Origin of the sequence: Roseobacter insulae (assembly GCF_019375555.1) — a bacterium.
GTDB classification, from domain to species: Bacteria; Pseudomonadota; Alphaproteobacteria; order Rhodobacterales; family Rhodobacteraceae; genus Roseobacter; species Roseobacter insulae.
Genome location: NZ_JAHXDN010000002.1, coordinates 975,074 through 986,637 on the forward strand (window position 1 = coordinate 975,074; position 11,564 = coordinate 986,637).

13 protein-coding genes are annotated in these 11,564 nt (G+C 61.3%); 11 read left to right on the forward strand and 2 right to left on the reverse strand.

Annotation, left to right across the window (positions count from 1 at the left end):
• Positions 1-45 precede the first annotated feature (45 nt).
• The 11 genes from bchL to KX928_RS10950 all read left to right on the forward strand — a co-directional run bounded on the left by bchL (position 46) and on the right by KX928_RS10950 (position 9,039).
• Entirely contained in the window at positions 46-945 is a 900-nt protein-coding gene (bchL, locus tag KX928_RS10900) for a ferredoxin:protochlorophyllide reductase (ATP-dependent) iron-sulfur ATP-binding protein (RefSeq protein WP_219501870.1), read from the forward strand.
• A complete protein-coding gene (gene bchM, locus KX928_RS10905; RefSeq protein ID WP_219501872.1) occupies positions 945-1,688 on the forward strand; it encodes a magnesium protoporphyrin IX methyltransferase in 744 nt (247 codons plus the stop codon). The genes bchL and bchM overlap by 1 nt, the downstream gene beginning before the upstream one ends.
• Entirely contained in the window at positions 1,685-3,115 is a 1,431-nt protein-coding gene (locus KX928_RS10910) for a PucC family protein (protein WP_219501874.1), read from the forward strand. The genes bchM and KX928_RS10910 overlap by 4 nt, the downstream gene beginning before the upstream one ends.
• 22 nt (positions 3,116-3,137) lie before the next feature.
• Positions 3,138-3,905, forward strand: a complete 768-nt coding sequence (gene puhA, locus KX928_RS10915) for a photosynthetic reaction center subunit H (protein WP_219501876.1) — start codon at positions 3,138-3,140, stop codon at positions 3,903-3,905.
• Between the two features lie 72 nt (positions 3,906-3,977).
• Positions 3,978-4,613: a photosynthetic complex putative assembly protein PuhB gene (gene puhB / locus KX928_RS10920; RefSeq protein WP_219501878.1), complete on the forward strand. Its 636-nt coding sequence runs from the start codon at positions 3,978-3,980 to the stop codon at positions 4,611-4,613.
• A gap of 5 nt (positions 4,614-4,618) precedes the next feature.
• Positions 4,619-5,092, forward strand: a complete 474-nt coding sequence (gene puhC / locus KX928_RS10925) for a photosynthetic complex assembly protein PuhC (protein ID WP_219501880.1) — start codon at positions 4,619-4,621, stop codon at positions 5,090-5,092.
• Positions 5,093-5,105: 13 nt separating this feature from the next.
• The gene (locus KX928_RS10930) at positions 5,106-5,402 is read left to right on the forward strand and encodes an O2-dependent cyclase accessory protein (protein WP_219501881.1); all 297 of its coding nucleotides are present in this window, start codon (positions 5,106-5,108) and stop codon (positions 5,400-5,402) included.
• Complete coding sequence (gene acsF / locus KX928_RS10935; protein WP_219501883.1) at positions 5,399-6,514, forward strand: magnesium-protoporphyrin IX monomethyl ester (oxidative) cyclase; 1,116 nt, start codon at positions 5,399-5,401, stop codon at positions 6,512-6,514. Before KX928_RS10930 ends, acsF begins: the two co-directional genes overlap by 4 nt.
• A complete protein-coding gene (gene puhE, locus KX928_RS10940; protein WP_219501885.1) occupies positions 6,514-7,335 on the forward strand; it encodes a putative photosynthetic complex assembly protein PuhE in 822 nt (273 codons plus the stop codon). Before acsF ends, puhE begins: the two co-directional genes overlap by 1 nt.
• Positions 7,325-8,539 (forward strand): 5-aminolevulinate synthase, encoded by a 1,215-nt coding sequence (hemA, locus tag KX928_RS10945; protein WP_219501887.1) that lies wholly within the window; start codon positions 7,325-7,327, stop codon positions 8,537-8,539. The genes puhE and hemA overlap by 11 nt, the downstream gene beginning before the upstream one ends.
• Positions 8,540-8,613: 74 nt before the next feature.
• A complete protein-coding gene (locus KX928_RS10950) occupies positions 8,614-9,039 on the forward strand; it encodes a c-type cytochrome (protein WP_219501889.1) in 426 nt (141 codons plus the stop codon).
• Between the two features lie 87 nt (positions 9,040-9,126).
• Here KX928_RS10950 and KX928_RS10955 read toward each other — a convergent pair whose 3' ends face one another.
• Both KX928_RS10955 and KX928_RS10960 read right to left on the reverse strand, forming a co-directional pair.
• Positions 9,127-10,212, reverse strand: coding sequence for an Acg family FMN-binding oxidoreductase (locus KX928_RS10955; RefSeq protein ID WP_219501891.1), 1,086 nt, complete (start codon positions 10,210-10,212; stop codon positions 9,127-9,129).
• A 161-nt stretch (positions 10,213-10,373) separates the two neighbouring features.
• The gene (locus KX928_RS10960) at positions 10,374-11,054 is read right to left on the reverse strand and encodes a hypothetical protein (RefSeq protein ID WP_219501893.1); all 681 of its coding nucleotides are present in this window, start codon (positions 11,052-11,054) and stop codon (positions 10,374-10,376) included.
• Between the last annotated feature and the right edge of the window lie 510 nt (positions 11,055-11,564).

Consider the following 11,564-nt stretch of genomic DNA (forward strand, 5'->3'; position numbering starts at 1 on the left):
GAACCAGAGAATGCGGCAAAGACATGCCCTTGAGAGGAAACCGATATGAGCCCATTGGACAGAACACCGCCAAGCCTGCGCGGGGCGGATGGCGAAGGCTCGGTGCAGGTGCATCAGGATGAGACGGCCAAGATCGAAGGCGCCAAGGTCTTTTCCGTCTATGGCAAGGGTGGGATCGGCAAATCGACCACCTCGTCCAATCTGTCGGCGGCGTTTTCGATGCTGGGAAAGCGGGTGTTGCAGATCGGTTGCGACCCCAAGCATGACAGCACGTTTACCCTGACTGGCAGCCTTGTGCCCACGGTGATCGACATCCTCAAGGAAGTGGACTTTCACCCCGAAGAGCTGCGCGCCGAGGATTTCGTCTTTGACGGGTTCAATGGTGTCAAATGTGTCGAGGCTGGCGGGCCGCCTGCCGGTACCGGCTGTGGCGGCTACGTGGTGGGCCAGACCGTGAAGCTTTTGAAACAGCACCACATGCTTGAAGACACCGACGTGGTGATCTTCGACGTGCTGGGCGACGTGGTCTGCGGCGGGTTCGCGGCCCCCCTGCAACATGCAGACCGTGCGTTGATCGTCACGGCAAATGATTTCGACAGCATCTATGCGATGAACCGGATTATCGCGGCAGTGCAGGCCAAGTCGGTGAATTACAAGGTCCGGTTGGCGGGCTGTGTCGCCAATCGCAGCAAGGATACTGACGAGGTGGATCGTTATTGCGACACCGTGGGTTTCAACCGGATTGCGCATATGCCCGATCTCGATGCGATCCGACGGTCGCGTCTGAAGAAAAAGACGCTCTTCGAGATGCCCGACGACGAGGAGGTCGTGCAGGTGCGCAAGGAGTACATCCGCCTGGCCGAGACGCTGTGGAACGGGACAGAACCTTTGGCCCCTGCTCCGCTGCCCGACCGCGATATCTTTGAACTGCTGGGATTTGACTGATGCGTGACGTCGCTCCCTTTTCGCAATCGGCGGGCCTGCCCGAAACCGCGCAGAGCGCGCGGTCCGGCTATGGCGCGACCTTGGACAGGGTAGAGACATATTTCGACCAGACCGCGACGAAGACCTGGGAAAGGCTGACATCTGACGCGCCGGTGTCCCGCATACGCGAAACCGTGCGGCGGGGGCGCGACCGGATGCGCGCGCTGATGTTGAGCCGCCTGCCCGCTGACCTGACGGGCCAGCGCGTGCTGGACGCGGGCTGCGGCGCGGGGCAGATGACGGTGGAACTGGCGGCGCGTGGCGCCGATGTCGTGGCCATCGACATTTCGCCGCAACTGGTGGATATCGCGGAGCTGCGCCTGCCGCCCGAACACCGCGCGCAGGTGACATTCACCTCCGGTGACATGCTGAACCCGACGTTGGGCCGCTTCAATCACGTGATCGCAATGGACAGCTTGATCTATTATGGCGCGGGCGACATCGGCGGGGCCCTTGCAGGGCTCGAAAAACGCACCGACGGGACCATTGTCTTTACCGTTGCACCACGCACCCGGATGCTGATGGCCATGTGGTACGCAGGCAAACTCTTTCCCCGGTCGGACCGCAGCCCCGTGATGATCCCGCATGCCCATATGCCGCTTGCCCATGCCGCGAGGGCGCAGGGCCTGCGCGGCGTGCTCCGTCCGGTGGACCGCGTGACATCCGGTTTCTACATTTCTCAGGCGATGGAGGTGCGCCCATGAGCGCGCGCCTCAAAAGCCTGTCGCTCAAAGCCATGCCCTTCGCGGATGCCGCAAGCGCAGAGCTGCCGATGGGCCAGCTTTTGCGGCTGTCGCTGTTTCAGGTCTCGGTTGGGATGGCGTCGGTGCTGCTCCTGGGCACCCTGAACCGGGTAATGATCGTCGAGTTAAGCGTGCCCGCGATGATTGTCGCGCTGATGATCGCCCTTCCCGTCCTGATTGCCCCCTTCCGGGCGCTGCTGGGGTTCCGATCGGACACCCATAAATCCGCCATTGGCTGGAAACGTATCCCCTATCTTTGGTTCGGCTCGTTGTGGCAGTTCGGCGGCCTCGCCGTCATGCCCTTTGCCTTGCTGGTGCTGGGGGGCGACGTGGTGCACGATATCCCCTTTGCCGGAGAGGTTCTTGCTGCCCTCGCCTTTCTGATGACGGGCCTGGGGTTGCACATGACGCAGACCGCGGGCCTCGCCCTCGCTTCGGACCGCGCGACCGATGAAACCCGGCCGCGCGTGGTGGCGCTGCTTTATGTTATGTTCCTTGTCGGCATGGGCGTCTCTGCCGTGATCATGGGCATTCTGCTCACTGACTTCACACCGCTGAAACTGATCCGCGTGGTTCAGGGGGCGGCGGTCGTCGGCATTGGCCTCACCCTGATTGCCCTTTGGAAACAAGAACATGTGCGCCCAATGAGCCGCAAGGAGCGCGCCGAACCGCGCCCTGCCTTTGCCGAGGCCTGGCGGGATTTCATGGCAGGCGGTCGGGCCGGTCGCCTTCTGGTCTGCGTTTTCGTCGGCACCATGGCTTTCAACATGCAGGACGTTTTGCTGGAACCCTATGGCGGTGAAATACTCGGGTTGTCGGTTTCCGCCACAACTCTTCTGACCGCTCTCTGGGCCGCCGGTGCCCTGCTGGGGTTCGCGCTTGCCGGTAGACAGCTGTCAAAAGGCTCCAACCCCTACAGGCTGGCCGGGGCCGGCATCGTGGCGGGCATCTGGGCCTTCTCTCTGGTGATTTTTGCCGCGCCGATGCATTCTAACCTGCTGTTTTACGCGGGGGCAGGCATTATCGGGTTCGGCGGCGGGCTGTTCGCTGTCGCCACGCTTACTGCGGCGATGGCGATGCCGGCAACCGGCACTGCCGGGCGCGGCTTGGCGCTGGGTGCCTGGGGCGCGGCGCAGGCCACCGCCGCAGGCCTGTCCATTGCCCTGGGCGGCGGGTTGCGCGACTGGGTCGGCCATGCGGCCACCTCCGGCCGGCTGGGCGATGCGCTCAACAGCCCGGCCACCGGGTATTCCTTCGTCTATCATTCCGAGATCGGACTGCTGTTCATCACCCTCGTAATCCTTGGACCGCTCGTGCGCCAAAGCGGTTCCTTCACCTCAACGAAAACCAGCCAGCGCCCCATGGGTCTGGCGGATTTCCCAACATGACCCGGTTTCAGGAGGAAACAACATGACTGGAACATTCTTTGGCGAATTTGATCTGGCGAGCCTGTCGCTCTGGCTCTTCTATGTGTTTTTCGCGATCCTGATCATCTACATCCAGCGCGAGAACATGCGCGAAGGCTATCCACTGGAGGATGACGAGGGCAACAAGTCCTCCAATCCCAGCATGTGGCCCCTGCCCCGGGACAAGACGTTCAAATTGCCGCACGGGCGCGGCGAAGTGACCGTTCCCAGCGGGCAGACACCCGAACGCGACGACATCGCGATGAAGCGGGTGGGTTCCGGAAACGGTTTTCCGCTGGAACCGACGGGTGATCCGATGCTGGATGGCGTCGGCCCCGCCAGCTGGGCGCCGCGCCGCGATGCGCCGGAACTGGACGGCCACGGTCATCCGAAAATTGTGCCGATGTCCGGCGCCGAGGGGTTTCATGTTGCCGCCGGTCGTGACCCGCGCGGGTTGCCGGTGGTGGCAGGCGACGGAGAGATCGTCGGCAAGATCACCGACATGTGGCTGGATGAACCCGAACAGCTGGTCCGCTATCTCGAAGTGGAGCTGGACAGCAAATGGGGTTCGGGCACCCGCCTGATGCCGATGACTTTTGCCAAGATCCGGTCGAACAAGGTCACCGTACATGCGCTTTATGGCAAGCATTTCGCCACGATCCCGACCATTGCCAGCCCCCGTCAGGTGACCCTGCTCGAGGAAGATAAAATCTCCGGCTACTACGGCGGCGGCAAGCTTTATGCCGGTAACCGCGCCGAACCGAAGCTCTGAACCGAACCGCTCTGCGCCGGGCGGTGACCCGCCCCGCGCGACTGCCTGAAACCGCTAAAGGAGATACTCGCCATGTCTCACCACGACGATTTCGAGATTGAGCCCGTTGAGGGGCTGCCTGCCGAACCGCCGAAGGGCGAAGAGATCCTGTGGCAGGGCCGGCCGGACTGGTGGGCCCTCAGCATCGAGGCGTTGAGCCTGAAGTGGGTGGCGGGCTATTTCGGTGTGCTCGCCGGGTGGCGGTTTCTGTCGGTGGTGGATTTACTGCCCATTGGTCAGGCCATCGGGTCCGCGGTGCCGTTCGGTCTGCTGGGCATGGTGGTTTGCGGACTGCTGATGCTAGTCGCCTATGTTCAGGCGCGGGCGACGGTCTACACGGTCACCGATGCACGTGTCGTCATGCGCATCGGGGCCGCGCTCACGATCACGTTGAACCTGCCCTACCGTCAGGTCAGCAACGCCATGCTGGACCTGCGCAAACGGGGCACCGGCACCATCGCGCTGGAAACCATGGGCGATACCCGGCTCAGCTACCTTGTTTGCTGGCCGCATGTCCGCCCGTGGCACATGAAACGGACCCAGCCCGCCCTGCGCTGCATCCCGGATGCGGAACGGGTTGCCGCCCTGCTGGCAGAAGCCGCCGAGGCGCGAGTCTCAGTACCGCAGGTCAGCCGGGCGATGCCCCGGAACGCAATGGCGGCGGAGTAAGGGTCATGACCATGCAAACTCAGCCCCGCATCCACGCCAAGCCAGACGATCTGGTCCCGCGCATTCTGGTACGGATCATGTTTGGCCTTGTCGCCTGCGTGCTGGTGATCGTCAGCCTTGCAACCCTTACCGGACGCCCGCTGGAAAGCACGCCCGCAATGGCCCGGATCATCGCCGAACGCGCCATTGTTCTGACCGGGGACGCCTCTGGCGCGGCCCGTGTTCTGGACGTGAACGGCGTGATGATTGCCGATTTTCCGTCTGACAAGGGCGGCTTTATCGCCGGTGTGGAGCGGGTGCTTGCCCGCGAACGCGCCAAGGTCGGTGTCAGCCCGACCGCCCCTGTTCTTTTGCAACTCCGCGCGGGCAATCGCCTGTCGCTTTACGATCCCGCCACCGGATGGTCCGCCGAGCTCATGGGCTTTGGCGCATCCAACACCCGCATCTTCGCCAGATTGCTGGACCAACCCAAACCTTAGGAGGAAGCCACCTATGGGACTACTGACGAAAGACTTTGAACGGGCTCCTTGCACCGTCGAAATCAGCCACAAATTCGAAAGCCTGCACGCGCATGTGCGCTTCAACAACGGCGCCGTGATCTACCCCGGCGACGAGGTCAAGGTGCATGGCGAAGAGATCATGGCCCCCTTTGGTGAGATTGTCATCGAGGACCGCGAGGCCACGATCATCCGCGCCAGCAAGCTCGAACAGCTCTGGACCCGCCTGACCGGCGATTTCGAGGTCATGGAGCTCTGCGAATTTTCCTTTTCCGAGGAGGTCACGCTATGAATGCCCCTTTGAAACACACATCCGACATTACCGATGCCGAGGAATCCCTCGCACAACAGGAGGCGCAATCCGTCCTCGACAGCAAATCCGCGACCGAGGTGGCGATGCAGAACACCCTGCTGACGCCGCGTTTCTATACAACGGACTTCGACGAGATGGACGCCATCGACGTCACGCCTGTCCGCGAAGACTGGGACAAGCTGATCGCCCAGATGGTATCAGACCCTAACAAGGGCCACTTCAAGAAAAATGAAGACTGGGACCACGTGGATTGGGAGAATATGGAACCCGGCCTGAAGAAGGAATTCATCGATTTCCTGATCAGCTCCTGCACCGCCGAGTTTTCGGGCTGCGTGCTCTACAAGGAGATGAAGCGGCGCGGCAACAACAAGGACATCACGCAGCTTTTCCAGCTGATGGCGCGGGACGAGGCCCGGCATGCCGGTTTCATCAACGATGCGCTGCGCGAAGCGGGTGTGGCGGTGAACCTGGGCTTTCTGACGCAGAAGAAGAAATACACCTACTTCCGGCCCAAGTTCATCTATTACGCCACCTATCTGAGCGAAAAGATCGGCTACGCGCGTTACATCACGATCTTCCGGCACCTGCAGGAGCACCCGGAGCACCGCTTCCATCCGATTTTCAAATGGTTCGAGGAATGGTGCAACGACGAGTTCAGCCACGGCGAGGCCTTCGCCTTGCTGATGAAGACCGACCCCAAGCTGACTTCCGGGTTCAACGTCTACTGGATCAAGTTCTTCCTGACGGCGGTCTATTCCACGATGTATGTGCGCGACCACCAGCGCCCAGCCTTTCACGCGGCCCTGGGCGTTGATCCGGACTGGTACGCGCACGAGGTGTTCACCAAGACCAGCAAGCTGAGCGAACAGATCTTCCCGATCACGCTCGATATCGACCACCCGCGCTGGCAAAGCGGGCTGGAAAGGATGCAAAAGGCGAACGCTGATCTGGCGAAGGCCACCGAGGAGGGGCGTTTCCTTGCCAAGATCGGCGCGCAGGTGCGGGCTGTCAGCGCTTTCGTGTCGCTGATCACGATCCCGGCCAGGAAGCATAAGGTGCCCGCCTCCACCAGACTGGAGCCCGCTTACTGATGAGCTTCTGGACCCCTGCCCTTTTCGCCCTGTTTGTCTGGTGGTTTTCCACCGGGGCGATCCTGTGGGTCGTGAAATCGGCCGACCGGAACGGGGGGACGGCGCGTTACCGCGCTGTTCTCTTCGGTGTGCCCTTTCTGGGGCTGGGGATCTGGGGCTTCTGGGCCTCGCTGCACGACACATCTGTCGTTGGCGCCTACGCGGGGTTCCTCGCGGCGCTGGCCATCTGGGGGTGGATCGAACTGGCGTTTCTGTCCGGTGTCATCACCGGGCCCAATGGCGCTCCCCTCCCCGCGGACAGACCGGAATGGGAACGGTTCATCCGCGCATGGGGCACGCTTGCCTATCACGAGATGCTGCTTGTCGCGACCCTGATCGCCATGTTCCTGATTGACTGGAACCTTGCCGCAACCAATCAATTCGCCACCTGGACCTTTGCCGTGCTGTTTTTCGCGCGCATCTCGGCCAAGCTGAACCTGTTTCTGGGGGTACCGAAGATCAACATCGATTTTCTGCCCGAAGCACTGTCGCATCTGCCCAGCCATTTCAGGTATCGCACGATGAACTGGCTGTTCCCGGTATCGGTCTCTGCGCTGACTTTCGCAGCGGCCTGCTGGCTGGAGCGGCTTTACGCGGCGGAGACAGCCGGCGCGCAGGTTGGCTTTACCCTGCTGAGCGCCATCACCGCTCTGGCCTTGCTGGAGCACTGGATGATGGTGCTGCCGATCCCGGACGAGAAACTCTGGCGCTGGATGCTTCCTGCGCCCAAACCAACCCAAAAAACGACACAACACCACCAAGGGGGACATCATGGACTTTGATGCACTGTTCCAATCCCAGCTCGACGCGCTGAAGGACGATGGAAACTACCGCATTTTCGCGGAGCTGGAACGCAAGGCAGGCGCCTTTCCGGCGGCGAAATGCCATGATGATGACAGCCCGGACCAGGTGACCGTCTGGTGTTCAAACGATTATCTCGGCATGGGTCAGCACCCCGACGTGATCCGCTCGATGAAGGAAACGATCGATAACTGTGGCGCGGGTGCAGGCGGTACACGCAACATCTCCGGCACCAATCACAATCACAAGCTGCTGGAGGCCGAACTCGCGGACCTGCACGGCAAGGAGCAGGCGCTGCTCTTTACCTCAGGATATGTGTCCAACTGGGCAGCGCTGAGCACCCTGGGCGCGCGCATCCCCGACTGTGTTATCCTCTCCGATGAACTGAACCACGCCTCGATGATCGAAGGCATTCGCCACTCCCGCGCGACCAAGGTGCTGTGGCGGCACAACGACCCCGAAGACCTCGACCGCAAACTTGCAGCCCTGCCCGCCAACGCGCCGAAGATCGTTGCCTTCGAGAGCGTCTATTCCATGGATGGCGACATCTGCCCGATGCAGGAGATCGTCGAGGTCGCCGAAAAGCACGGCGCGATGACCTATCTGGACGAAGTGCACGCCGTGGGCCTCTACGGCCCGCGCGGCGGCGGCATTTCGGAACGCGAGGGGCTCGCAGACCGCATCACGCTTATCGAAGGTACCCTTGGCAAGGCTTACGGCGTTGTAGGGGGCTATGTGACGGGTTCTGAGGCGCTTTGCGACTTCATCCGCTCCTTTGCCTCCGGATTCATCTTCACCACCGCCCTGCCCCCTGCCGTGGCCGCTGCGGCGCAAACCTCGATCCAGCACCTGAAAGCATCCGGCGTTGAGCGTAAGCTGCAGCGCGAGCGCGTGGCCTATCTGCGCAAGCGGCTTGATCAGGAGGGCATCCCGCATCTCGACAACCCCAGCCACATCATTCCCGTGATGATCAAGGACCCGGTAAAATGCCGGATGATCGCGGATTACCTGATGCAGCAATACGGGATCTACGTGCAGCCGATCAATTATCCTACCGTGCCCAAGGGGACCGAACGACTGCGCTTTACCCCGTCTCCTCTGCACAGCATCGAGGATATCGAACATCTGGTGCATGCGCTCAAAGAGCTTTGGAAGCAATGCGCAATATCCCACGCAGTGGCCTGAAAATAGCGATAATGTGACTGTTGACTCTCGCAGTTATCTCCTACGTTGTAAGCCAAGCAACTCAGGAGATAACGATGACACGTACCTTTGCAGCCATCATTGCGATCAGCTTCGCGGCACCCGCCTTCGCCGACGGCCATTCCACGGGCGATGCAGCAGAAGGTGAGAAAACTTTCAACAAGTGCAAATCCTGCCACATGATCGTCGCCGATGACGGTACCGAGATCGTCAAAGGCGGCAAAACCGGCCCCAACCTCTATGGCGTGATTGGCCGCACCGCGGGTACGGCTGATTTCAGATATGGTGACGACCTTGTTGCCGCGGGCGCCGCCGGCCTTGTCTGGGACGAAGCCAACCTTGCCGAGTATATCGCTGATCCACGTGAGTTCCTGCGCACGACGCTGGACGATTCCAAAGCCAAGTCGCGGATGTCGTTCAAACTGAGAAAAGGCGGCGAAGACGTCGCAGCCTACCTCGCGTCGGTTGGCCCGCAAAGCTAAGCTATCGTGATCCGAAAGAAGCCGTCGCCGGTCATCACGGCGGCGGCTTTCTGCTGCGCGGGGCTTCTGTCCGGGGTCTGATCGTCTTCAAGCCAGCACAGCCTCGACCGGGCGCCGCAAGGACATCGGCAGGGCGGGTGCACGTCCAAAACGCACAATGAGGTCAGGCCTGACATCCGGCGTGCCAAGCCAGCCTGCAAACTCGGACCGTAGCGAGGGCACCTCGATCGGTTGATTGATATGTGCGTTCCGAATCCCAAGCGCCGTTGCCTGCAGGGCAAACCGCTCATAACTGCGCCCCACCCTGATCCAATGCGCCGGGTCCGCACGATCGCCGGTAAAGACCGCAACCCCGGCGGAGGATCGGATATGATCGCGATATTTGGTGTTCTCGGCATCCTTGGTGAAAAACGCATCGAAAAAGCGGTCGCCTATCCAATCCGGCATGACCGGGTTGCCCGAGCAGGCGCTGAACAGCCCGTCCCCTGTCGCCACGGCCGTATCGGGGCTGAACCGCAGCCAGTCGCGCAGCTCCTTCACAAAGGCCGGGTCGTCCATCTGCGCGCTGTTGCCTGCCACAACAAATTCAAGGATGGCTTCGCGGTCTGCGGCTTCCGTAAACAGCTGCACCGACACACCATCTTCCGTCGCCGCTGATGTGAGCAGCTCAAGATCGGTCGTCGAGACCGGTTGACCGTCATAGACCGACCGGGTTGATTGCCGCAGGGGGATCGCCTGGTAGAGGGGGTCGTCCGCGGACGGGCCACTGCCAAGGGCAACCGCTATCCCGGGTGCGGGACCATCCGCGATCATCACCTCCGCAGGCCGCCCATGGGCCTGTGCCGCAATGATCAAGTTCTCTGCCGCGCAACCCAGGCTCACGTAGAGGTGGTGATCGTCAGGATCGACCACTTCCGTCCTGCGCGTAGGGTCCGGAAGAATACTGACCTGCGCCTCCTCCAGCCGGTACTTCCAAGGCTGCGTATTATGACCGTTTGCCGCCAGCGTCGACAGCCGCACCAGTTCGCGCAGTGTGGGATCGCCGGATATCAAACGCCGCTGCCTCTCCAACGCGGCGCGGTAGCTATCCATCCGAGGCCAGAAACCATATCCGATGGCTGCAAGTGCTGCGACCGATAATCCAGATGCAATTGCCGTTCGACGCGAAACCATGTCTGTCTCAGCTTTTTGTTGACCAACGCGTTTCGGTACACTGGATCGCCGCGGTCAACATTGATGAATGTCAATCACGCCAGGCGCTGGCGGCTTGCGTCGGGACAGCGCTCTGCGGGCGTCACCTTCGGGCCCAGCCGGTCACCCTCCGGCGGGCAAAGCTATGTTGCGATCCGCACCTCCGCCACCTCTGCATCGATATCCTGGCAGGCCGCCAGCACACGCCGCTCCAGATGCGTCTGCACGTAGGCTGCGTGAAACCTGGAGGGCGCGCGCAACGTCAACCGCCCCCCTGCCCTGTCGACACGTTCCAGCGCCGCGATCCAACTGGCGTAGGTCCCCGCATCCTCCGCATGCAGGACCGCCCGGGCCAGCGCCCACTCGGTACCCGCCGACACATCCGGCGCGGCAACCGTGCCGCGAACAGGCAGCGGCACAACTGCCGGTGGCATATCCCCCTGCCCCATCCTTACTTCGAAATCAGAGCCGACACAGGCCCAGTTCGGCTCACTGTCGATCAGAATGCGGTCAATGCCCAAACCGTATTGCGTCACCCTGCCCCGCGCGCCCTGCCGCTTCACAACCAACCATCCCTTCGCGCGCAGCAAAGCCATTTCCCGCTTGACCGTCCGCTCGTCGACAGACCACAGGCGCGCGATCTCCCGCTGCCCGACGGCAAGCTCGTCGCGCGCCCAGTTATAGCGCGCGGTTATCAGTGTGATCAGTCGTAGTGCTCTGCGTTGATCATATTTTCCCTGCGCGAGGGCAAAGGCCCCCAAGGCGGTCAACAGATCATATTTGCGCGCAGACGCTCCACGACCAACTGGTTTCGTGGAAAGCATTGGTTCTGCCCTCGTTGTATGTGATGCCCGGCCAAAAAAGGTCGGTGCTGCCTCGTGAACGGGCTGACTGATCAGCCTCTCATTTCACTGATTTCTTGGAAACCAGCCGTTTTTCAGTTCTGTACCCTGATTTGCGTCCGGTTACCCGATTCTGTCAAGTCTTCTGTCGATGAGGTCGCGTCGTGACGCCCATCCAAAAGGAAATATTCCGGTTAAACGGTATTGGGGGTCAGGCTGTATGTCCCCTATTCAGCAACGTTTGTCACCCCATAGGATGTGGATGGCAAAATATCGTCCCCCTATATTTTGCCACTCTGTCAAATCCTGTCTCCACGCGGACAGGTCCGGGAAGAATCACCCATAGACCCCTTTTGCGCCACGCCGGTGGCGTGTAACGGCTCCGGCGAATAATCGCATCCAAAGCATATTCTCTTTTGCAATTTTCTCCAAATCCGCGTAATTCTGGAAAAAACAAGAATTAGCGTCCCCGCGGGGACATGGCAGACCACA